The sequence below is a fragment of the Citrobacter sp. Cu096 genome (genome assembly GCF_030332285.1).
GTDB classification, from domain to species: domain Bacteria; phylum Pseudomonadota; class Gammaproteobacteria; order Enterobacterales; family Enterobacteriaceae; genus Citrobacter; species Citrobacter meridianamericanus.
On record NZ_JAOWID010000019.1, the window covers coordinates 209,527 to 236,099 of the forward strand.

Consider the following 26,573-nt stretch of genomic DNA (forward strand, 5'->3'; position numbering starts at 1 on the left):
CGCCTCTTATTTGTCTTTGTTGCACATCGGGAAGCCAAGGGCTTCACGGGAAGCGTAGTAAGCTTCTGCCACTGCTTTGGTCAGGGTGCGAATGCGCAGGATGTAGCGCTGACGCTCGGTGACGGAGATGGCTTTACGCGCATCCAGCAGGTTGAAGCTATGGGCGGCTTTCAGAATGCGCTCATACGCAGGCAGCGGCAGCGGGTTTTCCAACGCCAGAAGCTGCTGCGCTTCTTTCTCGTACTGCTCGAAGCAGGTGAACAGGAAGTCCACGTCAGCGTATTCAAAGTTGTAGGTGGATTGCTCCACTTCATTCTGATGGAACACGTCGCCGTAGGTGGTTTTACCCAGCGGGCCGTCGCTCCAGACCAGGTCGTAAACACTGTCTACGCCCTGAATGTACATGGCCAGACGTTCCAGACCGTAGGTAATTTCCCCGGTCACGGGTTTACATTCCAGACCACCAACCTGCTGGAAGTAGGTGAACTGCGTCACTTCCATGCCGTTCAGCCACACTTCCCAACCCAGACCCCAGGCACCCAGCGTCGGGTTTTCCCAGTTATCTTCCACGAAACGAATATCGTGAATGGTCGGGTCCATACCCAGCTCTTTCAGAGAACCCAGGTACAGCTCCTGAATGTTGTCCGGTGACGGCTTAATCACTACCTGGAACTGATAGTAGTGCTGTAAGCGGTTCGGGTTTTCGCCATAGCGGCCATCGGTCGGACGACGGGAAGGCTGCACATAAGCAGTCGCCATCGGTTCCGGCCCTAGCGCACGCAGGCAGGTCATTGGGTGAGATGTCCCCGCGCCGACTTCCATGTCCAATGGTTGAACAATGGTGCAGCCCTGGCGAGCCCAGTAATCCTGTAAGGTCAGGATCAAGCCCTGGAAGGTCCTGGTATCAAACTTTTGCATATTATTTCGTGCTGGATACGTGTGGATTTAAAGGAAGCGGTCAGTATACCCGCTGGCTGCAAGATATACAGTACGAAACGGGAAAAAGGGGGAACTTAGCGCATGGAAAGGTGCAAAAACTGCCCGTCTGCATCAAAAGAGCAGACAAAACTCTCTTTACGGAAGGTCGAACCCCGCATCTCATAGCTGCCCTGGAATTGTTCCAGGCCGGAGATATCAATTTTCAGCGCGTCAGTGTTATAAATCTGTGCCGCCTCATTTCTGCACAGTGACTCCATATCCAGCGAGCGCGTTGCATTGACCTTAACCTTTTGCGCCTTCTGCGCGGGCGGCGGTGTGTCGGCGCACGCCACCAGCAAAAGGGTCGCGAACGCGGGAAAGAAATACTTCATCATCATTTTATTACCGCCTGGTTTGCTGGTCAGTCTTATTATTAGTGTCTGGAAACGGATCCTATTTTCAGAATCTCATCAGACCATCTCAAGCTTTAGCGTAAGAACTCGGATTATTCCAGTGAGCTACGCATGCAAAATTTCGGTCAGACTTTTTTTAATGGATACAGAGGAACTGATGCAGCCCAAAATTTACTGGATTGATAATCTGCGCGGGATCGCCTGTCTTATGGTCGTGATGATCCACACCACGACCTGGTATATCACTAATGCGCAAAGCGTCAGCCTGTTGAATTGGGATCTGGCCAACGTGCTCAATTCCGCCTCTCGCGTCAGCGTCCCGCTGTTCTTTATGATTTCGGGCTATCTGTTTTTTGGCGAGCGCAGCGCCAAACCGCGCCATTTCACGCGCATCGCGCTCTGCATTTTGTTTTACAGCAGCGTGGCGTTGGCCTATATCCTGCTGTTTACCTCGATCAACGCTGAGCTATCGCTGAAAAACTTGTTGCAAAAGCCGGTGTTCTATCACCTGTGGTTTTTCTTCGCGATCGCCGTTATCTACCTGATTTCGCCGCTGATACAGGTAAAAAACATCAGCGGCAAGATGCTGCTGGCACTCATGGTGGTGATAGGTGTGATTGCCAATCCCAACACCGTCTCGCAAAAAATTGGCGGCTTTGAGTGGCTTCCGGTCAACCTGTACATCAGCGGCGACACTTTCTACTACATCGTGTACGGCATGCTGGGCCGGGCGATTGGCATGATGGATACGCAAAAGCGCGCGCTCACCTGGCTCTGTGCGGCGTTATTCATCACCGCCGTGTTTATTATTTCTCGAGGCACGTTGTATGAACTGCGCTGGCGAGGCAATTTTGCCGATACCTGGTACCTCTACTGCGGCCCGGCAGTGTTTATTTGTGCAGCCTCACTCCTGACACTGGTCAAAAATACGCTCAGCACGCGCACTCTGCCGGTACTGGGCCTTATTTCCCGCCACTCATTAGGAATTTATGGCTTTCATGCGCTGATCATTCACGCGTTGCGCACCAACGGTATAGAATTCAAGAACTGGCCACCGCTGGATATACTGTGGATTTTTAGCGCCACGCTGGCAGGAAGTTTACTGTTGTCCATATTGTTGCAGCGCATCGATACGCGCAGGTTGGTAAGTTAATCCCCCATATATTGCAGACGCAGCAACAAAACTTGCCCCAGTAGACATATGATGAATGCCACCGGGTACAGCCCCTTTTCGAGGGACGATACCGGGGCATTCCATACCCCCACCAGCAGTAACCCAACGGTTATTAGCACCACCATCTGACACACGGAAGCGAAGCGTTCGTCGTTCTGATTGAGATTTACAGCACGTTTATAAGCGTAGGTCACAAACATTCCCGTCATCAGCACGCCGAAAAAATAGCCTTTGCCGCTCAATAACGGGCACTCCCGCCATAGGCCAATAACGTAAATCAGTGCGCCAGAGAGGAATAGTATCCATGGCAACAGCCTTGTCGTCTTCATTGGGATCTCCTTATCCATCAGAGATACAATATGAATAACCCGCTACAGACAACACAGAAAAATGCCACTACGCCGGACTTTCAGAATAAATTCATGCGTGATAGTTATTTGTTTGATTGAAATATACATTTGATAAATCCCCTCTGTTTACCAGAGGGGATTTAGGGTCAGGACATCAGCGGCTGTAATTGCTGATAGATTCGGCGGAAGGTTTCCCGACGCTGTTGGTACAGCGCGTGGCGCCCGGCGTCAGGATAATGCGCCTGCTCCAGCGTAAGCTGAGGCAGTAGGTCTGATAAAGGCCGCTGCGTATTCATGGCAATTTGCGCCAGTCGCGCCGCGCCGAGTGCAGGGCCGACATCGCCGCCGGTACGGTAATCCAGCTGCAATCCGCTGATGTCAGACAGCATCTGACGCCAGTACTCACTGCGTGCCCCGCCGCCAATCAGCGTAATACTGGCAGGCTGCACGCCGCAGGCATGTACCACGTCCATACCGTCAGCCAGCGCAAAACCCACGCCTTCCAGCACCGCCTGAGCCAGTTCCGCCGGACCATGCTGATGCGTCAGACCAAAAAATACACCCTTCGCCTGAGGGTTGTTGTGTGGCGTACGTTCGCCGGACAGATAGGGTAAAAACCAGACCGGCTCAGCGTGTTCATCCGCCTGTTGCGCTGCGGCAATCAACGCAGGAACGCTCGCCAGCCCGGTTAATTTTGCCGCCCAGTCCAGGCAGGATGCCGCACTTAGCATCACGGACATCAGGTGCCATCTTTCAGGTAAAGCATGGCAAAAACTATGGACCGCGCTTTCCGGTTTGCTGAGAAAACCATCACTGACCGCAAAATAGACCCCGGAAGTCCCCAGCGATAACATTGCCTGACCGGCATTCATCATGCCGACGCCAACCGCTCCCGCCGCGTTATCACCGCCTCCGGCAACCACCGCAACCTCCTGCATTCCCCAGGCCCTGGCGACCTCCGGCAACAATGTTCCGGTAATCTCACTACCTTCATAAAGCTCAGGCATATGCGCACGGGTCAGTTGACAGGCGGCCAGCATGACATCACTCCAGTCACGCTTCGCGACATCCAACCACATGGTACCTGCCGCATCGGACATATCGCTGGCGAAATCGCCTGTCATACGCAGGCGCAGATAATCTTTCGGCAGCAGGACTTTATCAACCCGGCTGAAAATCTCCGGTTCGTGGCGCTGCACCCACAGCAGCTTTGGCGCGGTAAAGCCAGGCATCATCAGGTTACCGGTGATGCCACGCGATTGCGGAACCCGCTCCTCAAGCATGACGCACTCTTCAGCACAGCGACCATCGTTCCACAGAATAACCGGACGCAATATCTTCTGTTGCTCATCCAGTAGCGTCGCACCGTGCATCTGTCCGGCAATCCCCAGTGCTTTCACCTCGCGAAGTGAATGCTGGTGGCCCAATGTTTTCACAGCCCGATCCGTTGCCAACCACCACTGCTCAGGGTCTTGTTCAGACCATAATGGATGCGGGCGCGAAACGGTGAGTTTCTCCGTGTGTGAAGCGACCACATCCCCCAGCTCGTTAAGCAGAATGGCCTTTACGCCTGATGTGCCAAGATCTATCCCGATATACATAAGGCATCGTTCCTTAAAGAAAGGCCCGGTAGCGCGAGCTTACCGGGCTTACGGACGCTCTCAGAGACCCGTTATTTATCGAACAAATAATGGTTCACCAGATTTTCCAGCAATTCCTGATGACCGCTCTGGTGCACTGGCGCCAGGTTATGTTGTTCAGCGTACTGCGCAATTTCCGTCAGCGTCATCTGCCCTTTTAGAATTTGCTGGCCCAGCTCACCATTCCAACCGGCATAACGTTTTGCCACGCGCTGGTCCAGACCACCGTCTTCAATCATGCGCGCTGCAATTTTCAGCGACAGTGCCATGGTATCCATCGCGCCAATATGACCATAGAACAGATCGTATTTATCGGTACTCTGACGACGCACTTTGGCATCGAAGTTCAGGCCACCGGTGGTGAAACCGCCCGCTTTCAGGATTTCGTACATCACCAGCGCATTCTCTTCTACGCTGTTCGGGAACTGGTCAGTGTCCCAGCCCAGCTGCGCGTCACCACGGTTGGCATCGACAGAGCCAAACAGACCCAACGCAATAGCGGTGGCGATTTCGTGATGGAACGAATGGCCCGCCAGCGTGGCATGGTTAGCTTCAATATTCAGTTTGATCTCTTTTTCCAGACCGAACTGCTTGAGGAAGCCGTAGACGGTCGCCGCATCGTAATCGTACTGGTGCTTGGTCGGTTCCTGCGGCTTCGGTTCGATAAGCAAGGTACCCTGGAAACCGGTTTTGTGTTTGTGTTCCACCACCAGTTGCATGAAGCGACCAATTTGCTCACGCTCCTGACGCAGATCGGTATTCAGCAACGTCTCATAGCCTTCACGACCGCCCCACAGGACATAGTTTTCGCCACCTAACTTATGTGTGGCATCCATGGCCGTAACCACCTGCGTGGCGGCCCAGCTGAATACTTCCGGATCCGGATTCGTTGCCGCGCCCGCGCCGTAGCGTGGGTTGGTGAAGCAGTTTGCCGTTCCCCACAGCAGTTTCACGCCGCTCTGTTCCTGTTTTGCCGCCAGCACATCAACCATCTGCGCAAAGTTGTTTTTGTACTCTTTCAGTGAAGCCCCTTCAGGCGAGACATCCACGTCATGGAAGCAGTAGTAAGGCACATTCAGCTTGTGAAAGAACTCAAATGCCACATCCGCTTTGCGTTTCGCCAGCGCCAGTGCTTCACCAGGCTGCTGCCACGGACGATCGAAAGCGCCCATGCCGAACATATCCGCACCGTTCCAGCAGAAGGTATGCCAGTAGCAGGCAGCAAAACGCAGATGATCTTCCATGCGTTTGCCCAACACGATTTCGTCAGGATTGTAATGGCGAAATGCGAGCGGGTTAGTAGATTTAGTCCCTTCGAAACGAACGCGATCGAGTTGGTCAAAATAAGCCGGCATAATAAGCTCCATAATCAGGTAATACGGTAAGTAAACTGCGATATGGCTATACTGGAATTTCCTGATTTATTGCTCAATTACGTTATTTCACACCGCTATTAAGAGAATACCCAAACGTGCGCTGGCTCCCAAAAAAACGCGATGAAAGAAGAAATAAAAAAGCGATCGCGATCGAAGGTTAGCCATTAAACAAAAAACCGTAATGCGTAGATTAAAAATGACAATTGCCTTCCCGCTGGCTGTATGTAAATTTTGCCTGGCCTCAGGCAATCAGGAAATTTGTCACGCTTCATCAAGCAGTCGTACCGGCGGTTTTGCTAGTATCACAGGCCCACGTTAACCTTTCCAGGACAGGTTCTTATGTTTGATAAACGTCACCGCATCACTCTGTTATTTAATGCCAATAAAGCCTATGACCGCCAGGTGGTAGAAGGAGTGGGTGAATATTTACAGGCATCGCAATCCGAGTGGGATATATTCATTGAGGAAGATTTCCGCGCCCGTATTGATAATATTAAAGACTGGCTCGGCGATGGCGTTATTGCCGATTATGACGATGATGACATTGCACAATTACTTGCCGATGTCGATGTTCCAATCATCGGCGTTGGGGGTTCCTACCATCGGGAGCAAGATTATCCCCCGGTACATTACATTGCTACCGACAATCACGCGCTGGTAGAAAGTGCTTTCCTGCATCTGAAAGAAAAAGGGGTAAACCGCTTTGCGTTTTACGGCCTGCCTTCGTCAAGCGGTAAACGCTGGGCCGCGGAACGTGAATATGCGTTTTGCCAGTTGGTGGCAAAAGAAAAGTACCGCGGCGTCGTCTACCAGGGGCTGGAAACTGCGCCGGAAAACTGGCAGCACGCGCAAAATCGTCTGGCAGACTGGCTACAAACGTTGCCGCCTCAAACCGGCATTATCGCGGTCACCGACGCGCGGGCACGACACGTCCTGCAAGTCTGCGAGCACCTGCATATTCCGGTACCAGAAAAGCTGTGTGTGATAGGAATAGACAACGAAGAACTGACCCGTTACCTGTCGCGGGTAGCGCTGTCATCCGTGGCTCAGGGAGCCAGGCAGATGGGCTACCAGGCCGCAAAACTCCTGCACCGCTTGCTGGCGAATGAAGTGCTGCCTCTACAACGCATTCTGGTTCCTCCAGTGCGCGTGGTAGAGCGGCGCTCAACCGATTACCGCTCCTTGACCGATCCTGCCGTAATTCAGGCCATGCACTTTATTCGCAATCATGCCTGTAAAGGGATTAAGGTTGAACAAGTGCTGGATTCAGTGGGAATTTCACGTTCGAATCTGGAGAAGCGCTTTAAAGAAGAGGTCGGAGAGACCATCCACGCCGTGATTCATGCCGAAAAGCTGGAAAAAGCGCGCAGTCTGCTCGTTTCTACCACGCTTTCGATCAACGAAATTTCACAGATGTGCGGCTATCCGTCGCTGCAGTATTTCTATTCAGTCTTTAAGAAAGAGTACGATACGACGCCAAAAGAGTATCGCGATGTGAACAGTGAAGTGTTGCTATAGAGGGAATTGCCGGATGGCTACCTGGTCTGATCCGGCCTACAAGGTGATTTGTAGACCGGATTAGCACACGAAATTACATATGTGCGGCGATTAAGCGTTGGTTATCCTGATACATGGCGAACAGATAGTTGTTGTAGCTCTGTCCTTTCGTGGAATACCCCTTCAGCTTATGGATCATCGCGGTAGCGGTGACTTCCTGATCGGCCTTACGCAACTGCGCGCGTGACTTACGGAAAGAAGAGTAAGCCGGGTGCGTGTTCAGGTTAATGACGTAGGCATTTACCGACTCTTTCACCGATTCAAACTGTGAATAGCCTTTCACCTTACCCGGTGCGTTATTGCAACTACCTTTGCCACATTTCATGCCAAACAGGTTGTTGTTGCTACGCGCCAGCTTCGACGTCCCCCAGCCGCTTTCGGCCGCAGCCATGGTTGCAACCATGCTAGTCGGGATAATGTCTACGCGCTCAAGCAGCGTATTCCACGGAATTTTACGCGTGTTGCCAGACCAGCTCACCTTGTAGCGCTTCGCGATGTCTTTCATACGCGTGCGCTCAGTGGGTGACCAGCGGTTCTGGTACTGTTTTGAAATCAACCAGTTACGATCCGCCGTAATGGCAGCATTTTGGCTGGTAATATAAGGCATAACCGTCCGGAGAAACGCTTTTTTCCTTGGTGTTCCGGAAGGGTATTTTCGCAAATCAGGAAGTGAACTACTCTTTGCACTATTGCGAGAATACTCTTGTTTACTGCTTACCTGTTTATTACTTGCCTTGATTACCTGAGGCTTGTGACTCGTTGTCGCCGTGTGTGTCTTTGCCAGCGCCTCACCCGAAAATACCACGGTGAGTAACATAAGAATCATTGCCCCATATCGTCGAATGGGAGTCAATATCATTAGGTCTCCTGGTCGGATTTATGCATTCCAACACCTTATATTTTTCACAAAAATGAGAGATGAATCTCAAATCATATCAAAAATAGCCGTCAAGAGCACCCAAAGGAATAGTCCAATTCTGAAACTATGTCACGCATTAACGGTTCAGGGCGCCATTAATTCGAAGAAAATGTGGAGGTTATCGCAAAATCAGTTCATTTTTTGAACGCGTTAGCTCCCCCTCACTTCTCCTCCTGGCGGAATCGACTCAAAGGAGGAGTTTCCGGCCTGATTTCACTGGCAAACTGGCGAAAATCGCAGCATCAAGGACAGCATTATGAAACTTGCCGCCGTTGCGCTGGCGCTGATACCCGGCTTTGCCATCGCCTCATCATGGACTTCTCCAGAACTTCCCACCTTCGAAGCGGAAGGTACGGGTAAATTCGTCAGCCATGCAGCGTTGACGAAGGGTACTCGCCCTTTGATTCTGAATTTTGACCAACAGTGCTGGCAGCCTGCTGATGCGATAAAACTCAACCAGATGCTATCGCTAAAACCGTGTGAAGGCGCGCCGCCGCAGTGGCGTTTATTCAAAGACGGCGATTACACGCTGGAAGTCGATACCCGGTCCGGCACACCGACGCTAATGCTCTCGGTCAAAAACACCGTAGGGCCCGCCACCGTCCAGATTCGCCAGTGCCCAAAATGGGATGGTTCGCCGTTAACGCTGGACGTGAGCCAGACCTTCCCGGAAGGTGCCGTGGTGCGCGATTTCTACAGCCAGCAAACGGCAACAGTAAAAAACGGGTCGATTACCTTACAACCCGCCGCAACCAGTAACGGACTGTTGCTGCTGGAACGGGCAGAAACCGATGCCCCCGCCGCTTTCGACTGGCATAACGCCACGGTATATTTCGTCCTGACGGACCGCTTTGTGAATGGAGATCCGAGCAACGACCACAGCTACGGACGTCGCAACGACGGCATGCAGGAAATTGGCACTTTCCACGGTGGCGATTTGCGCGGCCTCACCAGTAAACTCGACTACCTGCAACAACTGGGCGTCAACGCCCTGTGGATCAGCGCACCGTTTGAGCAAATCCACGGCTGGGTTGGGGGCGGCGCCAAAGGAGATTTTCCCCACTACGCATACCACGGCTACTACACCCAGGACTGGACCACGCTTGACGCCAACATGGGTAATGAAGCGGATCTGCGTGCGCTGGTTGATGGCGCACACCAGCGCGGCATCCGTGTCCTGTTTGATGTGGTGATGAACCATACCGGCTACGCCACGTTGGCGGATATGCAGGAGTATCAGTTTGGGGCACTGTACCTATCGGGCGATGAGCTGAAAAAAACGCTCGGGGAACGCTGGACGGACTGGAAGCCCGCTGCCGGACAGAGCTGGCACAGTTTTAATGATTACATCAACTTCAGCAATAAAGCCGGCTGGGAAAAATGGTGGGGGAAAAACTGGATCCGCACCGATATTGGCGATTACGACAATCCTGGCTTTGATGACCTGACCATGTCGCTGGCGTTCCTGCCCGATCTGAAAACCGAATCCACCACACCTTCCGGGCTGCCAAACTTTTATCAGCACAAGCCGGATACGCGCGCCAAAGCCATTGCCGGTTACACCCCCCGGGATTATCTGACCCACTGGCTCAGCCAGTGGGTGCGAGATTATGGGATTGACGGCTTTCGGGTCGATACCGCCAAACACGTCGAGCTTCCCGCCTGGCAGCAGCTAAAAACACAGGCCAGCGCGGCACTGCTCGAATGGAAGAAAGCCAACCCGGACAAAGCGCTGGATGATAACCCCTTCTGGATGACCGGCGAAGCCTGGGGTCACGGCGTAATGCAGAGCGATTATTATCGTCACGGCTTCGATGCGATGATCAATTTTGACTATCAGGAACAGGCGGCAAAGGCCGTCGATTGTCTGGCAAACATGGATCTCATCTGGCAGCAGATGGCGGATAAACTGCAGGACTTCAACGTCCTGAGTTATCTCTCCTCGCACGATACGCGGTTGTTCCGCGAAGGTGGAGACAAAGCCGCCGAGCTATTGCTGCTGGCGCCGGGCGCGGTACAGCTCTTTTATGGCGACGAGTCGGCCCGACCTTTTGGCCCAACCGGCTCTGACCCATTACAGGGTACACGCTCAGAGATGAACTGGCAGGAGGTGACCGGCAAATCTGCCACCAGCGTCGCGCACTGGCAGCGTATCAGTCAGTTCAGGGCCAGACATTCCGCTATTGGCGCCGGTCAACAAACCACGCTGGCTTTGAAGCAGGGATACGGATTTATCCGCGAACATGGCGATGATAAAGTCATGGTGGTGTGGGCCGGCCAGCATTAACCAGGCTAGCGTCCGGTGTCGTCATCTGGTCGGACGCAGCTCAAAACAATTCACCAGCCTGATACGTTTAGGCAGCATAAAACATCAATCCAGCCTGATACCCCTGATTTGCACCCTGCTATGGGTAGCGCTATGGTTAGCCACTTTATTACTCAGTTCGACAGACCACCAGCTATGACATTCTCACTTTTTGGCGACAAATTTACCCGCCATTCAGGCATCACACGCCTGATGGAGGACCTCAACGACGGTTTACGCACCCCTGGCGCCATCATGCTCGGCGGCGGCAATCCAGCGCAAATTCCAGAGATGCAAAATTACTTTCATTCTCTGCTGGCAGATATGCTGGAAAACGGCAAAGCCACTGATGCGCTTTGTAATTATGACGGTCCACAAGGTAAAACCGAGCTACTGTCTGAGCTGGCGAAACTGCTACGTGAGAATCTGGGTTGGGATATTGAGCCACAAAATATTGCACTGACAAATGGCAGTCAGAGCGCGTTTTTCTACTTATTCAACCTCTTCGCCGGACGTCGCGCCGATGGAACCACCCGAAAAGTGTTGTTCCCATTGGCACCGGAATACATTGGCTATGCCGATTCCGGGCTGGAAGAAGATCTCTTTGTCTCCGCGCGTCCGAACATCGAACTGTTGCCGGAAGGTCAGTTTAAGTATCACGTTGATTTTGAACACCTGCACATCGGTGAAGAGACAGGCATGATCTGCGTGTCACGTCCTACCAATCCGACAGGTAACGTGATCACCGATGACGAGCTGATGAAGCTGGATCGGCTGGCCAACCAGCATGGGATCCCGTTGGTGATTGATAATGCCTATGGCGTACCGTTCCCTGGCATCATCTTTAGCGAAGCACGCCCGTTGTGGAACCCCAACATTGTGCTGTGCATGAGTCTTTCGAAGCTGGGTCTGCCGGGTTCCCGCTGTGGCATCATTATCGCCAATGAAAAAATCATCACAGCTATCACCAATATGAACGGCATCATCAGCCTTGCACCTGGCGGAATGGGTCCGGCAATGATGTGCGAAATGATTAAGCGCAACGACCTCTTGCGTCTGTCCGAGACGGTTATCAAACCGTTTTATTACCAGCGCGTACAGGAGACAATTGCGATCATTCGCCGCTATTTACCTGAAGATCGCTGCCTGATTCATAAACCAGAGGGCGCGATTTTCCTGTGGCTGTGGTTCAAAGATTTACCCATCACTACTGAACTGCTGTATCAGCGCCTGAAAGCGCGTGGCGTGCTGATGGTTCCCGGCGACTACTTCTTCCCAGGGCTGGATAAACCCTGGCCGCATACGCATCAGTGCATGCGGATGAACTACGTGCCAGAGCCGGAGAAAATCGAAGCGGGAGTGAAGATTCTGGCTGAAGAGATCGAACGCGCCTGGCTGGAAGGCTGATGATAAACCCGACCCAGGCACGGGTCGGGCTACTTTCACAGCGGCTGGGAACGTAGACGCTGTTTCTGGACGCTGACCGCATCTATACACTGCAACGCGCTGGTCGGGCAGGCTTCGACACACGCGGGTCCCGCCTCACGGTGCCAGCACAAATCGCATTTTATCGCCTGCACCCGTGACGAGCGGGCGACGACATTCATTGCCCCAAACGGACAAGCCAGCATACAGCTTTTACAGCCAATACAACGCGCCTGTTCAACGAAGATATGTCCATGTTCACGACGAATAGCGTGCGTTGGGCAAACATTCGCGCAAGGAGCATCTTCACATTGATGACAAGCGACCGCCGTCGTAAAGGCGTCATCTTTAATCACGCGGATCCGCGGAGTAAACGCAGTGGAAGAGACCGACGCACAATCCTGGTTTTGCTGATGCGCGACGACACAGGCCACTTCGCAGGTACGACACCCAATACATTTTGCCGCATCCGCCATAATAAACGCGTTCATTTTCCCCTCCCTATGCGTGAAAAACACAGAGTGCCAGAGAGGTCGCCCTTGTCGCTTTGATCGGACAGGGGAAACGGTTAAATTTTGTCAGGTGCCTGAACGACGCCAGGCATGCGCCTAATCGCGAACGGTAAAGCCCAGCTCATTGGAAATGGCCTGCGCGGTTTCCCGCAGCGGCTTGAGTAAATTCTTTTCTCCGACCTGCTTCAGGCGCGAGGTAGAGAGTGAAATCGATACCGAGTACGGCACCCGCCCATGAATATCAAACACCGGCACGGCAATGCAGGAAACCCCCAGCTCGTTCTCTTCCCGATCCATTGCCATGCTGCTTTCGCGAATCTGTGCCAGCTCATCGTACATGGCCGGTAAACCAGTAATCGTATTGCGGGTCAGCGGCTGAATCAGATCCTGGTGGCTCTGCCAGTAAGATTCCACATAGTCCGGATGACCAAACGCCATATAAATTTTGCCCATCGCTGAGCAATACAGCGGCATATGCTGACCGATATAAGCGCGGGTACGCAGCATGCCCGTTGTCGGCTCCAGCTTATAAATCAAAATCGCATGGTCGTCTTCACGACTGGAGAAGTTGATGGTTTCACCGGTGGCGATATTCAGCGCTTCAAGGTGCGGCGCAGCAACATGGATGATATTCAGTGACGACAGCGCCTTCTGACCCACGGCAATAAATTTGGTGGTCAGGCGATAACTCCCCGCCGCTGGCGCGGGGGTGACATATCCGCAGGATTGCAGCCCTTGCAGCAGTCGATGCACGGTACTTTTGTTCAGCCCTGCCAGTTCAGACAAATGCGCCAACGGGCAACCATTCGGATAGTTGCTCAAAATCTCAATCAACATCAAACCACGGAACAGGCTCTGACTTCCGGCTGGCCTCTCTTTGTCTTGCGTCATTTCACTCTCTTTAGTGCCCATCGCTTCCGCTCCCCTTTTCGTCGCGCTCTGATGGTAGCGCAAAGTGTGTTTCAGTTCACGATCTGAACCAAAAAAACACAACTGTTTGATTTTGATGATTTTAAAAAGCAAGCCGCCCCGTTGATCTGTCAAAATTTGATCGCTATATTTGAAATCAGATTTCGCATAGTGAAATTTAGAGATAAAAAAGCGATCAAATTTAAACAAGGAAACAGGAATGAAAGTCACTTTTGAGCAGTTGAAAGAAGCGTTCAATCGGGTACTGCTGGCACGCGGTATCGCCGTTGAAACCGCCGATGCCTGTGCCGAAATGTTTGCCCGTACCACCGAATCCGGCGTGTATTCGCACGGCGTGAACCGTTTTCCCCGTTTCATTCAGCAACTGGATAACGGTGACATCATTCCTGAAGCCAAACCGCAGCGCATTACCAGCCTGGGGGCAATTGAGCAGTGGGATGCCCAACGTTCGATCGGCAATTTGACGGCGAAAAAGATGATGGACCGAGCCATCGAACTGGCCTCCGATCACGGTATTGGCCTGGTCGCGCTGCGTAACGCCAACCACTGGATGCGCGGCGGCAGCTATGGCTGGCAAGCAGCGGAGAAAGGCTACATTGGTATCTGCTGGACCAACTCCATTGCCGTGATGCCTGCATGGGGTTCTAAAGAGTGCTGCATAGGCACTAACCCGCTGATTGTTGCCATCCCATCCACGCCGATCACCATGGTCGATATGTCGATGTCGATGTTCTCCTACGGCATGCTGGAAGTGAATCGCCTGGCCGGTCGTGAACTGCCGGTGGACGGCGGGTTCGACGATGAAGGTAACCTCACCAGAGAACCTGGCGTTATCGAGAAAAACCGCCGTATTTTGCCAATGGGTTACTGGAAAGGTTCTGGCCTGTCGATTGTGCTGGATATGATCGCCACCCTGCTTTCAGACGGTTCTTCCGTGGCCGAAGTCACCCAGGACAACAGTGATGAATATGGCGTTTCACAGATTTTCATCGCCATCGAAGTAGACAAGCTGATCGATGGCGCATCCCGCGACGCCAAACTGCAGCGGATTATGGATTTCATCACCTCCGCCGAACGCGCCGATGAAAACACACCTGTTCGTCTACCAGGTCACGAGTTTACAAAGTTGCTGGATGAAAACCGCCGCAACGGTATCACCGTTGATGACAGCGTCTGGGCCAAAATTCAGGCGTTGTAAGGAGTCAGAGTATGATCTTTGGACATATCGCTCAGCCTAACCCGTGTCGTTTACCCGCGGCGATTGAAAGAGCGCTCGACTTTCTGCGCAGCACAGACTTCCGCAAACTGGAACCGGGCGTAGTGGAAATCGACGGTAAAAACATCTTTGCGCAAATTATCGATTTAACCACGCGTGATGTTGCCGAAAATCGCCCGGAAGTGCATCGCCGCTACCTGGATATTCAATTTCTGGCCTGGGGTGAAGAAAAAATCGGTATCGCGATTGATACCGGGAATAACCAAATCAGTGAATCGTTATTAGAACAGCGCGATATTATTTTTTATCACACCAGCGAACATGAATCTTTCATCGAAATGATTCCGGGAAGCTATGCCATATTTTTCCCGCAGGATGTTCACCGTCCTGCATGTCATAAAACTGTCGCCACACCGATCCGCAAAATAGTTGTGAAGGTTGCTATTTCAGTTTTATAAAAGGAGCACAACATGAGCGTTAATAATGCCGGTTATATAATCGGTGCGTACCCCTGTGCACCCTCATTTCACCAAAAGAGTGAAGAGGAAGAGAAGGAATTCTGGCGACAGCTCGCCGATACCCCGGATATTCGAGGGCTGGAGCAGCCCTGCCTTGAACATCTTCACCCGTTAGGCGACGAATGGTTATTGCGCCATACGCCGGGCGACTGGCAAATCGTGGTCACCGCCATTATGGAAACCATGCGCCGTCGTGGCGCAAACAGCGGTTTCGGGTTGGCTTCCAGCGACGAAGATCAGCGTAAAGCCTGCGTGGCGTATTACCGTCATCTGCAGCAGAAAATCAACCATATCAATACGGCCCACGCCGGAAAAGTGATTGCGCTGGAACTACATGCCGCTCCCAATGCCAGCAATCCAAATGTTGCGCAGGCCACCGACGCACTCGCCCGTTCGCTTAAAGAGATAGCCAATTGGGACTGGTCATGCGATCTGGTGCTGGAACATTGTGATGCTATGACCGGCATTGCGCCGCGCAAAGGCTTTCTGCCGTTAGACAATGTGTTGGAGGTCATTGCCGGGTATGACATCAGCGTGTGCATTAACTGGGCGCGATCGGCCATTGAAGGGCAAAATCCCGCCCTGGCGTTGACCCACACGCAGCAGACCAAACAGGCTGGAAAATTGGGGGCGCTGATGTTCTCCGGCACCACAATAACGGGAGACTACGGCGAGTGGCAGGACTTGCACGCCCCGTTTGCTCCGTTCTGCTCACAAAGTCTGATGACCATCGACCATGCCCGCGAATTATTCGCCTGCGCAGAAGCCAAACCATTGCAATTTGCCGGTATTAAATTGCTGGAAATAAACGCCAATGCAGATGTGAACCATCGCGTAGCGATATTGCGTGACGGTATCGCGACGTTAAATAAAGCAAAAATATAAAAATAAAATACTACTCTACGAGAATATTAATATGAACATGACCTCTCGCCCTACACTCAAAGATATACCCCGTCAGCGCTGGCTGCGAATTATCCCACCTATTTTAATCGCCTGTATTATTTCTTATATGGACCGCGTCAATATCGCCTTTGCGATGCCGGGGGGTATGGATGCCGAATTAGATATTTCCGCCACCATGGCAGGACTGGCTGGCGGTATTTTCTTTATCGGTTATCTGTTTTTACAGGTTCCCGGCGGAAAAATTGCCGTTCACGGTAGCGGCAAGAAATTTATCGGCTGGTCACTGGTTGCCTGGGCAGTGATATCCGTCCTTACGGGGTTGATCACTAATCAATATCAACTGCTGGTTTTGCGCTTTTTACTCGGTGTAGCCGAAGGCGGCATGCTGCCGGTGGTGCTGACGATGATCAGTAACTGGTTCCCCGACGCCGAGCGTGGTCGTGCCAATGCGATCGTGATTATGTTTGTGCCGATTGCCGGAATCATTACTGCCCCGCTCTCGGGTTGGATTATCACCATTCTCGACTGGCGCTGGCTGTTCATCATTGAAGGTTTGCTTTCCGTCGTTGTACTGGTGTTGTGGGCCTATACCGTTTACGACCGTCCGCAGGAGGCACGCTGGATCTCTGAGGCCGAGAAAAATTATCTGGTCGAAACACTGGCCGCCGAGCAAAAAGCCATTGCCGGAACGGAAGTCAAAAACGCCTCGCTGGGCGCGGTGCTTTCCGATAAAACCATGTGGCAGCTCATCGCACTGAACTTCTTCTATCAGACCGGGATTTACGGTTACACCCTGTGGCTGCCGACCATCCTCAAAGAGTTGACGCACAGCAGCATGGGACAGGTCGGTATGCTCGCCATTCTGCCGTACGTCGGGGCCATTGCCGGGATGTTCCTGTTCTCTTCTCTCTCTGACCGCACCGGTAAACGCAAGCTATTCGTCTGCCTGCCATTGATTGGCTTTGCCCTGTGCATGTTCCTTTCCGTCGCGCTGAAAAATAACGTCTGGCTGGCTTATGCCGCGCTGGTCGGCTGCGGCTTCTTCCTACAATCGGCAGCGGGCGTGTTCTGGACCATTCCGGCGCGTTTGTTCAGTGCGGAAATGGCCGGTGGCGCACGCGGGGTCATCAACGCGCTGGGCAATCTCGGCGGCTTCTGCGGTCCTTATGCGGTCGGCGTACTCATCACCCTGTATAGCAAAGATGCGGGGGTTTACTGCCTGGCTATCTCACTGGCTCTGGCCGCGCTGATGGCGCTGCTGCTGCCAGCCAAATGCGATGCCGGTGCCGCTCCGCTAAAGACACTGAATCCACATAAACGCACAGCGTAAAACAATGCCCGGTGGCGCTAGCACAGCGCCATCCGGCAAAAATGAGATAACAAGATGAGTGAGAAAAAGACCTTCTGGCTGGGTATTGATTGTGGCGGTACGTATCTGAAAGCCGGGTTGTATGACGCCAAAGGTCATGAGCATGGCATTAATCGGCAATCGTTACAGACCGCATCGCCATTGCCCGGTTACGCCGAACGCGATATGCACCAGTTGTGGCAACAGTGTGTAGCTACGATCGCCGGGCTGTTAGCGCGCACCGGCGTCTGCGGAGATCAAATCAAAGGTATCGGTATTTCCGCTCAGGGCAAAGGCCTGTTCCTCCTCGATAAGCAGGATAAACCGCTGGGCAATGCCATCCTCTCTTCCGACCGCCGGGCGATGGAAATCGTCCAGCGCTGGCAGCAGGATGGAATTCCCGAGCAGCTCTACCCGATCACCCGCCAGACGTTATGGACCGGGCATCCGGCATCATTGCTGCGCTGGGTGAAAGAGAATCACCCCCACCGTTACGCGCAAATTGGCTGCGTCATGATGGGCCATGACTATCTGCGCTGGTGCTTAACCGGCGTCAAAGGCTGCGAAGAGAGCAATATTTCCGAGTCGAACCTCTACAACATGACTTCGGGTCAGTACGACTCGCGCCTGACCCAGTGGCTGGGCATCAGCGAGATCGACAATGCGCTACCGCCGATTGTCGGCTCAGCAGAAATATGCGGGGAAATCACCGCTCAGACAGCCGCCCTAACCGGTCTGGCGGCGGGCACACCCGTCGTCGGCGGACTGTTTGATGTGGTTTCCACCGCACTCTGCGCCGGTATCGAAGATGAACACACCCTCAACGCAGTGATGGGAACCTGGGCCGTCACCAGCGGGATCGCCCACGGCCTGCGCGACCACGAAGCTCATCCCTACGTTTATGGCCGCTATGTCAATGACGGGCAGTACATCGTTCACGAAGCCAGCCCGACCTCTTCCGGCAATCTGGAATGGTTTACCGCCCAGTGGGGCGAACTCTCTTTTGCTGAGATCAATCAGGCCGTTGCCAGCTTACCGAAAGCCGGTAGCGAGCTGTTCTTTCTCCCATTTTTGTACGGCAGCAACGCCGGGCTGGAGATGACCAGCGGCTTTTATGGCATGCAGGCGATACACACTCGCGCCCACTTATTGCAGGCCATCTACGAAGGCGTGGTTTTCAGCCACATGACCCACCTCAATCGCATGCGCGAACGCTTTACGAAGGCGCATACCCTGCGCGTCACCGGCGGTCCGGCGCACTCCGACATCTGGATGCAGATGCTGGCAGACGTCAGCGGTTTACGTATCGAATTGCCGCAGATTGAAGAGACCGGCTGCTTTGGCGCTGCGCTCGCCGCCCGCGTCGGCACCGGCGTTTATTCCAACTTCAGCGACGCCCAGCGCAGCCTGGAGCACCCGGTGCGCACGCTGTTGCCGGACGCCGCCGCACAGGCGAGCTACCAGCGTAAATACCGCCAATATCTGGATTTAATTACCGCACTACAGGGCTACCACGCCCGCATTAAGGAGCACGAATGATGAGTCGACCATTACTGCAACTGGCGCTCGACCACACCAGCCTTGAAGCCGCACAACGCGACGTCGCGCTGCTACAAGAGAGCGTCGATATCGTTGAGGCGGGGACGATTCTCTGCTTAACCGAAGGGCTGAGCGCCGTGAAAGCCCTGCGCGCCCAGTGCCCGAATAAAATCATCGTCGCCGACTGGAAAGTGGCCGATGCGGGCGAAACCCTCGCGCTCCAAGCCTTTGGAGCAGGTGCAAACTGGATGACCATCATCTGTGCCGCGCCGCTGGCGACGGTAGAGAAAGGTCATGACGTCGCGCAGTCCTGCGGCGGTGAAATTCAGATGGAGCTGTTCGGCAACTGGACGCTGGATGATGCCCGCGACTGGTATCGCGTTGGCGTTCGCCAGGCGATTTACCATCGCGGACGCGATGCTCAGGCCAGCGGACAACAGTGGGGAGAAGCAGACCTGGCACGCATGAAGGCGCTTTCTGATATCGGTCTGGAACTGTCGATTACCGGTGGGATCACGCCCGCCGATCTGCCGTTGTTCCGCGACATTAACGTCAAAGCCTTTATCGCCGGGCGCGCGCTGGCGGGGGCGCAAAACCCAGCGCAGGTTGCTGGCGAATTCCATGCGCAAATCGAGACCATCTGGGGAACACTGCATGCGTAACCATCCATTAGGTATCTATGAAAAAGCACTGGCCAAAGACCTTTCCTGGCCGGAACGGCTGGTGCTGGCGAAAAGCTGCGGTTTTGATTTCGTCGAGATGTCGGTGGATGAAACCGACGAACGCCTGGCGCGTCTCGACTGGAGTCCAGCTCAGCGCGCCTCGCTGGTTAGCGCGATGCTGGAAACCGGCGTGGCGATCCCGTCAATGTGCCTGTCAGCCCACCGTCGTTTTCCCTTTGGCAGCCGCGATGAAGCCATGCGTGAGCGGGCGCGAGAAATTATGAGCAAAGCCATTCGCCTGGCGCGCGATTTAGGCATTCGCACCATTCAACTGGCAGGCTACGACGTCTATTACGAAGAACATGACGCAGGCACGCAGCAGCGCTTTGCCGAAGGACTGGCATGGGCAGTGGAGCAGGCTGCCGCTGCGCAGGTGATGCTGGCGGTAGAAATCATGGATACCGCATTTATGAACTCGATCAGCAAGTGGAAAAAGTGGGATGAAATGCTGTCATCGCCGTGGTTCACCGTCTATCCAGACGTGGGCAACCTCAGCGCCTGGGGGAACGACGTCACTGCTGAATTGACGTTGGGCATTGACCGCATCGCTGCTATCCACCTGAAAGACACGCTGCCGGTAACCGAAACGCATCCGGGCCAGTTTCGCGATGTACCGTTTGGCGAAGGGTGCGTGGACTTTGTTGGCATCTTCAAAACGTTGCATCAACTGAACTATCGCGGGTCGTTTCTGATTGAAATGTGGACTGAAAAAGCGAAAGAGCCGGTACTGGAAATTATCCAGGCACGGCGCTGGATAGAAGCACGCATGCAGGAAGGAGGATTTCCATGTTAAAACAACTGAAAGCCGAGGTGCTGGCGGCAAACCTGGCGCTTCCGGCTCATGGCTTAGTTACCTTTACCTGGGGCAACGTCAGCGCAGTGGATGAAACACGTAAACTGATGGTGATTAAGCCATCCGGCGTGGAATATGACGTGATGACCGCCGACGACATGGTGGTGGTGGATATTGCCAGCGGCAACGTGGTGGAAGGCAACAAAAAACCGTCGTCCGACACGCCAACCCATCTGGCGCTGTATCGTCGTTATCCACAGATCGGCGGGATCGTCCATACCCATTCTCGCCACGCGACGATCTGGTCGCAGGCGGGTCTGGATCTCCCGGCATGGGGCACCACGCATGCCGATTATTTCTATGGTTCTATTCCATGTACGCGTCTGATGACCGCTGAAGAGATCAACGGCGAATATGAATATCAAACGGGAGAGGTGATCATTCAGACCTTCGAGCAACGCGATCTCAATCCGCTGCAGGTTCCGGCGGTATTGGTGCACTCCCACGGACCGTTCGCCTGGGGTAAAGACGCGGCAGACGCGGTGCATAACGCCGTGGTGCTCGAAGAGTGCGCATACATGGGGTTGTTCTCTCGCCAGTTAGCCCCGCAGTTGCCGGATATGCAGTCTGAGTTGCTGGATAAACATTATCTGCGCAAACACGGGGCAAATGCGTATTACGGGCAATAACGGGTCAGGCGCTATTGATATGTTCTTTGCAATAGCGCCGTTTCCACGCCGCGGGCGTCAGGCTGGTGTGTTTGCGGAAGATTTTGCGAAAATAGCCCACGTCATTAAACCCACATTTCATTGCCACTTCAGTAAGCGATAGCGAATCACTGATCAGCAGTTTTTCTGCCGCCCTCACCCGCTGGCGATGCAACGCTTCGGTTAACGTCAGACGAAAAGCGCCACGAAAAACGCGCCCCAGATAGTCCGCATTGCAATGCAGTTCTTTCGCCAACGTTGAGGCGGAAATCGGCAGGTGAAACCGGGTGTGAATGATTTGCTGTGCTTTCCAGGCCAGGGCATTCCCGGGGCTGTCGACGGGTTGCTCGCTGGCGGCTGCGGATATTTGCTGCAAAATCAGCAGTAGAATCAGTTCCAGCGCCATGCTGCGATGAATATTTTCCTGTTCACGTAAGAACTGGCGAAACAACGAAATAATATATTGTGGCTCACCCACCCGGGAATGCTGAGGTATAGCAAGTAACGATCCTGCTATTGATGCTTCATTTTCTGCTGTGACCTCAAAGTGCAACCAGTAAAATTTCAAATCAGCCGGAAATTGCCCAACGCCAATATGCGATCGCTGTGGCCACAGCAGCAAACTTTCTCCGGCATTCACGCAAAAAACTGTCTGGCCTTCGCGAATCGTTAATGTCCCTTTTTCAACAAAGATAATTTCCCAGGATTGCAATCGTCGCGCAGGATGACTGCCCACGCCCCGGGAAATAAATAGCCCACCATTTTGCACTTTAATCGGAAGAGACATGGATAATTCGAGCATATATATTCAAATTCCCGCTTTTTACATTATTTAAACTGCTATTTGTCATTGATTATTCACGATAAATTAGCTTTCCGCTGGATCGAAATCACATTTTTATAATGAAGTCGGAATTGTCATCTTTTTATACTTTTCTCTTCCCTTGTTGACCCAAACATTTCGTGCAGAATAAATAACGTATTTTGCAAATTACAAACAAATAACCCGCAACGTAGCGGGAAACTTTCTGAACATCCTCTCCGGGAGTTATTTATGACTTCGGCTCCGATTACAACATCTGATTTGGCACAGCGTGCCCAGGACGACAAATTATCCCTGCGTGAAAAAATTGGTTATGGGCTAGGCGATGCTGGCGGGACGGTAATTACCTGCCTGATCATGAACTTCCTGACATTTTTCTACACCGATGTCTTCGGGTTAACGCCTGCGCTGGTCGGCACATTATTTATTGCCCTGCGTGTATTTGACGCCATTTCCGACCCCATCATGGGTGTGCTAGCCGACCGTACGCAAAGCCGCTGGGGGCGCTTTCGCCCGTGGCAACTGTGGGTTGCGATTCCGATCGGTATTATTGGCGTGCTCACTTTTACCGTCCCGGACGCCAGCATGGGGGTCAAGATCGCCTGGGCATTCGGCACCTATCTCCTGCTCTCTGTCGGCTATACCGCCATCAACGTACCGTATTGTGCGCTGATCAACACCATGACGACCCGCCATAACGAGGTGATCGCCTGTCAGTCCTGGCGCTTTGTGCTGTGCGGCGTGGCGGGATTCCTGGTTTCCGTTGGTCTGCCGTGGATGGTGGATATTCTGGGTCAGGGCAATGCCGCACAGGGTTATCAGTTTGGCGTGGGCATCCTGTGTGCCATCGCGGTGGTGATGTTCCTGTGCTGTTTCTTCTGGGTTCGCGAGCGTGTGCCGCTGGCGATGATGGGGAAATTTACCCTGCGTGAACACATTGGAGGGCTGCGCAAAAACGATCAGCTATTGTTGATGCTGGTAATGTCTTTCCTGCTGATCAACGTCTTTAATATTCGCGGCGGCGGGTACATGTATTTTATTACCTACGTGCTGGAAGGCAGCACCGCCTATACGTCGCTGTTTTTCACCATGGTCACTTTCGCGTCCATCATCGGTTCAGTGATTGTCAGCCCCCTGACCCGCCGCATCGATACCGTCAAACTCTATTACTACACCAATCTGGTGCTGACGGCCCTGGCGATACTGATGTGGTTCCTGCCAACCGGCCCGGCTTATCAGACGCTGTGGCTGGCAGTCATCCTCGGTAACGGCATTATTTTAGGCTTCACGCTGCCGTTGCACTTCTCACTGATGGCCTTCGCCGACGATTACGGCGAGTGGAAAACCGGCGTGCGTTCCTCCGGCATGAATTTCGCCTTCAATCTGTTTTTCATCAAGCTGGCCTGGGCCTCAAGTGCAGGGATCATCAGCCTGCTATTTATTTTTGTCGCCTATCAGCCAGGCGCCGGTAACCAAACCGCCAGTTCGCTGCAAGGGATTACCGCAATGGAAACGCTGCTGCCCGCGCTGTTCCACCTGCTGCTGGCGCTGTCAATCCGCATCTGCAAACTCAATAACCCGATGATGTCGCGCATTGCCACCGATCTGCGTCAGCGTCATGTACAGCCTTAAGGAGCTCGAAATGAACGTACTGGAAGTCGACCTGCATAAGCTCACAGTCAGCGATCCGTTCCTCGGACAATATCAGCAGTTGGTGCGCGACGTGGTGATCCCCTATCAGTGGGATGCGCTCAATGACCGCATTGCAGAGGCGGAACCCAGCCATGCGATAGAGAATTTCCGTATCGCCGCAGGTCTGCAGGATGGTGAGTTTTACGGGATGGTTTTTCAGGATAGCGACGTGGCGAAATGGCTGGAGGCCGTTGCCTGGTCGCTGTGTCAGAAACCCGATGCGGAACTTGAGAAAACGGCCGATGAAGTCATTGAACTGGTGGCCGCAGCGCAGTGTGAAGATGGCTATCTCAATACTTACTTCACGGTGAAAGCCCCGAATGAACGCTGGACCAACCTCGCCGAATGTCATGAGCTGTACTGTGCCGGTCATTTAATTGAAGCGGGTGTCGCGTTCTTCCAGGCAACGGGAAAGCGCCGTCTGTTAGAGGTGGTGTGTCGCCTGGCGGATCACATCGACAGCGTGTTTGGACTCGGGGAGAATCAACTGCACGGCTACCCCGGACACCCGGAAATCGAGCTGGCGCTGATGCGCTTGTACGAAGTGACCCAGCAACCTCGCTATATGGCGCTGGTAAATTACTTTGTTGAACAGCGCGGCACACAGCCTCATTTCTATGACGAAGAGTACGAGAAACGCGGCCAAACCTCTTACTGGCACACCTACGGCCCGGCGTGGATGGTGAAAGATAAGCCCTATAGCCAGGCACACCAACCGATTTCAGAGCAGCAAAAGGCTATTGGTCACGCGGTACGCTTTGTCTACCTGATGACCGGCGTGGCGCATCTGGCACGCTTAAGCCAGGACGAAGGCAAACGCCAGGATTGCCTGCGTCTGTGGAAAAACATGGCCCAGCGCCAGTTGTACATTACCGGCGGGATCGGCTCGCAAAGCAGTGGCGAAGCGTTTAGCAGCGATTACGATCTGCCTAACGACTCAGTGTACGCAGAAAGCTGCGCCTCAATAGGCCTGATGATGTTCGCCCGTAGAATGCTGGAAATGGAGGCCGACAGTCAGTATGCCGACGTGATGGAACGCGCCCTGTATAATACGGTGCTGGGAGGTATGGCGCTCGACGGCAAGCATTTCTTCTACGTTAATCCGCTGGAAGTACACCCTAAATCATTAAAATTCAATCATATTTATGACCACGTGAAGCCCGTTCGCCAGCGCTGGTTCGGCTGCGCCTGCTGTCCACCGAATATCGCCCGCGTGTTAACCTCAATTGGTCATTACCTCTACACGCCACGTCAGGATGCGCTGTATATCAATATGTACGTGGGCAATAGCATGGAGGTCCCTGTTGCAAATGGCTCGCTTAAGCTACGTATTAGCGGGGATTACCCATGGCATGAACAGGTAAAAATCGCCATCGAATCACCGCAATCGGTGTATCACACCCTCGCTCTGCGCCTGCCAGACTGGTGCTCCGCACCGCAGGTTTTGTTGAATGGTCAGCCGGTTGCGCAGGATATTCGCAAAGGCTATTTGCACATCAGCCGAACCTGGCAGGAAGGCGATACGCTCAGTTTGACCCTGCCGATGCCGGTACGTCGGGTGTACGGAAATCCACTGATGCGCCATGTGGCAGGGAAGGTCGCCATTCAACGTGGGCCGCTGGTGTATTGCCTGGAGCAGGCCGACAACGGTGAGGAGCTACATAATTTGTGGCTGCCGAAAGAGAGTGAATTCCGGGTATTCGAAGGTAAAGGTTTGTTCAGCCATAAGATGTTAATTCAGGCTGAAGGTGTGAAGCAAAGTAGTGCCAACGCCTCACAGCAATCCTTGTGGCACTACGATGTTTCACCGGCTTTGCGTGAGGCGCATACGCTGACGTTTATTCCGTGGTTTAGCTGGGCGAATCGTGGTGAAGGCGAAATGCGTATTTGGGTGAATGAGCTGTAATTGAAAACGTGCCGGATAATGACGCTTCGCGCTTTATCCGGCCTGGCGCACTGAAAAGATTGCCCTCCTCCCTGAGGACAAACGGGTGAGAATCAGAAACGCCAGGTTAACCCGGTCAGGAATGTGAAGCTGTCGTCACGATCAACCATCGGGCTATTTTTGATGTCATCCGGCAACGCACTGTAGTTGGCGCTGGCCAGCAGCGTCAGGTTGCTGGTCAAAGCGTATTTCGCGGTCAGTGCAACATACGGTGTCCAGCTGTCGCCAGGGGAGTAGCTTGATAACCCACTACGGCGGGATTCATTGCCAGAGATACCGTAATAATATTGGTTGAAGTTTTCGTCATAGTAGAGCACGCCAATCGCCGGCGTCAGCGTCAGCTTGCCCATCGGCATTTGGCGGAACAGAGATAATTCCCCGACCCAACCGTTGCTGTTATCCAGCACATCCGCTGCGGCGGAGACTTTCACGCTGCCCCATCTTTCATGGTGATACCATGCTGCACCTGCCATCGCGGTAGCGTCACGCTTATCCAGCATTTTCATCGCATGGTCGTCGTTATCGCCTGGATCAAACTCAAGCGGCATATATGAGGCAGTAATACTAAATTCATTACTTTCGTTTTTTGAAAGAATATAACCTAACGTTGTTTGCCTAAAATAAAAGGATTCACTTTCATAACTGGCAAGCGGTGCAACGTGAACATTATCATTATATCCACGATAAGGTGATTCATTATATACAGCGCCACCGCCAAGAGAAAATTCTGCGGCTGATGCACTCGCCATAAAAGAAAAAGCAATTAGCGCCACAACATTGCGTTTAATTAACATGCCAACTTTCCATTTTAAAATAAGCTACAAAGCGCGTGCATAATAATGCTT

Annotated in this window: 24 protein-coding genes; 14 read left to right on the top strand and 10 right to left on the bottom strand. The window is 53.2% G+C overall.

Going from position 1 to position 26,573, the window contains the following annotated elements:
• Positions 1-6: 6 nt before the first annotated feature.
• Positions 7-918 carry a glycine--tRNA ligase subunit alpha gene (gene glyQ / locus OGX99_RS05040; RefSeq protein WP_001168551.1) on the bottom strand — a complete coding sequence of 304 codons (912 nt, stop codon included), beginning with the start codon at positions 916-918 and terminating at the stop codon, positions 7-9.
• Between the two features lie 95 nt (positions 919-1,013).
• Positions 1,014-1,316, bottom strand: coding sequence for a YsaB family lipoprotein (locus OGX99_RS05045; RefSeq protein WP_286542837.1), 303 nt, complete (start codon positions 1,314-1,316; stop codon positions 1,014-1,016).
• 172 nt (positions 1,317-1,488) lie between these two features.
• On the opposite strand from OGX99_RS05045, the gene OGX99_RS05050 reads away from it, so the two are divergent.
• Positions 1,489-2,484: an acyltransferase gene (locus OGX99_RS05050; RefSeq protein WP_151216941.1), complete on the top strand. Its 996-nt coding sequence runs from the start codon at positions 1,489-1,491 to the stop codon at positions 2,482-2,484.
• Here the strand turns inward: OGX99_RS05050 and yiaB are convergent.
• The 3 genes from yiaB to xylA form a co-directional block, all read right to left on the bottom strand.
• Positions 2,481-2,834 carry an inner membrane protein YiaB gene (gene yiaB / locus OGX99_RS05055; RefSeq protein ID WP_286542840.1) on the bottom strand — a complete coding sequence of 118 codons (354 nt, stop codon included), beginning with the start codon at positions 2,832-2,834 and terminating at the stop codon, positions 2,481-2,483. The genes OGX99_RS05050 and yiaB overlap by 4 nt on opposite strands.
• Positions 2,835-3,001: 167 nt before the next feature.
• Positions 3,002-4,456: a xylulokinase gene (xylB, locus tag OGX99_RS05060; RefSeq protein WP_286542842.1), complete on the bottom strand. Its 1,455-nt coding sequence runs from the start codon at positions 4,454-4,456 to the stop codon at positions 3,002-3,004.
• Between the two features lie 71 nt (positions 4,457-4,527).
• Positions 4,528-5,850, bottom strand: coding sequence for a xylose isomerase (xylA, locus tag OGX99_RS05065; protein WP_151216944.1), 1,323 nt, complete (start codon positions 5,848-5,850; stop codon positions 4,528-4,530).
• A gap of 360 nt (positions 5,851-6,210) precedes the next feature.
• Between xylA and xylR the strand changes: the two genes are divergently transcribed.
• Positions 6,211-7,389 (top strand): D-xylose utilization transcriptional activator XylR, encoded by a 1,179-nt coding sequence (gene xylR / locus OGX99_RS05070; protein ID WP_151216945.1) that lies wholly within the window; start codon positions 6,211-6,213, stop codon positions 7,387-7,389.
• 73 nt (positions 7,390-7,462) lie between these two features.
• Here xylR and OGX99_RS05075 read toward each other — a convergent pair whose 3' ends face one another.
• Positions 7,463-8,287 (bottom strand): protein bax, encoded by an 825-nt coding sequence (locus OGX99_RS05075; protein ID WP_151216947.1) that lies wholly within the window; start codon positions 8,285-8,287, stop codon positions 7,463-7,465.
• 316 nt (positions 8,288-8,603) lie between these two features.
• Between OGX99_RS05075 and malS the strand changes: the two genes are divergently transcribed.
• Together malS and avtA are read left to right on the top strand one after the other, a co-directional pair.
• Positions 8,604-10,634 carry an alpha-amylase gene (malS, locus tag OGX99_RS05080; protein WP_187253853.1) on the top strand — a complete coding sequence of 677 codons (2,031 nt, stop codon included), beginning with the start codon at positions 8,604-8,606 and terminating at the stop codon, positions 10,632-10,634.
• Between the two features lie 174 nt (positions 10,635-10,808).
• Positions 10,809-12,059 carry a valine--pyruvate transaminase gene (gene avtA, locus OGX99_RS05085; RefSeq protein ID WP_151223990.1) on the top strand — a complete coding sequence of 417 codons (1,251 nt, stop codon included), beginning with the start codon at positions 10,809-10,811 and terminating at the stop codon, positions 12,057-12,059.
• A 35-nt stretch (positions 12,060-12,094) separates the two neighbouring features.
• Here the strand turns inward: avtA and OGX99_RS05090 are convergent, their stop codons facing one another.
• A complete protein-coding gene (locus OGX99_RS05090; protein WP_005120516.1) occupies positions 12,095-12,568 on the bottom strand; it encodes a 4Fe-4S dicluster domain-containing protein in 474 nt (157 codons plus the stop codon).
• Between the two features lie 117 nt (positions 12,569-12,685).
• Complete coding sequence (gene yiaJ, locus OGX99_RS05095) at positions 12,686-13,501, bottom strand: IclR family transcriptional regulator YiaJ (RefSeq protein WP_048213806.1); 816 nt, start codon at positions 13,499-13,501, stop codon at positions 12,686-12,688.
• Between the two features lie 217 nt (positions 13,502-13,718).
• Here yiaJ and yiaK point away from each other — a divergent pair, with 217 nt between their 5' ends.
• The 8 genes from yiaK to araD are packed head-to-tail and all read left to right on the top strand — an operon-like array spanning position 13,719 to position 21,250.
• Positions 13,719-14,717 (top strand): 3-dehydro-L-gulonate 2-dehydrogenase, encoded by a 999-nt coding sequence (yiaK, locus tag OGX99_RS05100; RefSeq protein ID WP_151216954.1) that lies wholly within the window; start codon positions 13,719-13,721, stop codon positions 14,715-14,717.
• A gap of 11 nt (positions 14,718-14,728) precedes the next feature.
• Positions 14,729-15,193, top strand: coding sequence for a YhcH/YjgK/YiaL family protein (locus tag OGX99_RS05105; RefSeq protein WP_286542848.1), 465 nt, complete (start codon positions 14,729-14,731; stop codon positions 15,191-15,193).
• Positions 15,194-15,205: 12 nt separating this feature from the next.
• Positions 15,206-16,138: a DUF4862 family protein gene (locus tag OGX99_RS05110; protein ID WP_187259800.1), complete on the top strand. Its 933-nt coding sequence runs from the start codon at positions 15,206-15,208 to the stop codon at positions 16,136-16,138.
• A 31-nt stretch (positions 16,139-16,169) separates the two neighbouring features.
• On the top strand, positions 16,170-17,489 hold the full coding sequence (locus tag OGX99_RS05115; protein WP_286542851.1) for an MFS transporter: 1,320 nt from the start codon (positions 16,170-16,172) through the stop codon (positions 17,487-17,489).
• 54 nt (positions 17,490-17,543) lie between these two features.
• A complete protein-coding gene (locus OGX99_RS05120; RefSeq protein ID WP_286542853.1) occupies positions 17,544-19,046 on the top strand; it encodes an FGGY-family carbohydrate kinase in 1,503 nt (500 codons plus the stop codon).
• Positions 19,046-19,708 (top strand): 3-keto-L-gulonate-6-phosphate decarboxylase UlaD, encoded by a 663-nt coding sequence (gene ulaD, locus OGX99_RS05125; RefSeq protein WP_151217214.1) that lies wholly within the window; start codon positions 19,046-19,048, stop codon positions 19,706-19,708. The genes OGX99_RS05120 and ulaD overlap by 1 nt, the downstream gene beginning before the upstream one ends.
• The gene (locus OGX99_RS05130) at positions 19,701-20,561 is read left to right on the top strand and encodes an L-ribulose-5-phosphate 3-epimerase (RefSeq protein ID WP_151223993.1); all 861 of its coding nucleotides are present in this window, start codon (positions 19,701-19,703) and stop codon (positions 20,559-20,561) included. Before ulaD ends, OGX99_RS05130 begins: the two co-directional genes overlap by 8 nt.
• The gene (gene araD / locus OGX99_RS05135) at positions 20,555-21,250 is read left to right on the top strand and encodes an L-ribulose-5-phosphate 4-epimerase (protein ID WP_151223994.1); all 696 of its coding nucleotides are present in this window, start codon (positions 20,555-20,557) and stop codon (positions 21,248-21,250) included. Before OGX99_RS05130 ends, araD begins: the two co-directional genes overlap by 7 nt.
• Before the next feature lie 4 nt (positions 21,251-21,254).
• Here the strand turns inward: araD and OGX99_RS05140 are convergent, their stop codons facing one another.
• Positions 21,255-22,070 carry a helix-turn-helix domain-containing protein gene (locus OGX99_RS05140; protein WP_187253858.1) on the bottom strand — a complete coding sequence of 272 codons (816 nt, stop codon included), beginning with the start codon at positions 22,068-22,070 and terminating at the stop codon, positions 21,255-21,257.
• Positions 22,071-22,322: 252 nt separating this feature from the next.
• Between OGX99_RS05140 and OGX99_RS05145 the strand changes: the two genes are divergently transcribed.
• Both OGX99_RS05145 and OGX99_RS05150 read left to right on the top strand, forming a co-directional pair.
• Positions 22,323-23,723, top strand: coding sequence for an MFS transporter (locus tag OGX99_RS05145; RefSeq protein WP_003837680.1), 1,401 nt, complete (start codon positions 22,323-22,325; stop codon positions 23,721-23,723).
• A 10-nt stretch (positions 23,724-23,733) separates the two neighbouring features.
• Positions 23,734-25,689 carry a glycoside hydrolase family 127 protein gene (locus tag OGX99_RS05150; protein WP_286542855.1) on the top strand — a complete coding sequence of 652 codons (1,956 nt, stop codon included), beginning with the start codon at positions 23,734-23,736 and terminating at the stop codon, positions 25,687-25,689.
• 92 nt (positions 25,690-25,781) lie between these two features.
• Here OGX99_RS05150 and OGX99_RS05155 read toward each other — a convergent pair whose 3' ends face one another.
• The gene (locus OGX99_RS05155) at positions 25,782-26,522 is read right to left on the bottom strand and encodes a MipA/OmpV family protein (protein ID WP_151216970.1); all 741 of its coding nucleotides are present in this window, start codon (positions 26,520-26,522) and stop codon (positions 25,782-25,784) included.
• Positions 26,523-26,573 lie beyond the last annotated feature (51 nt).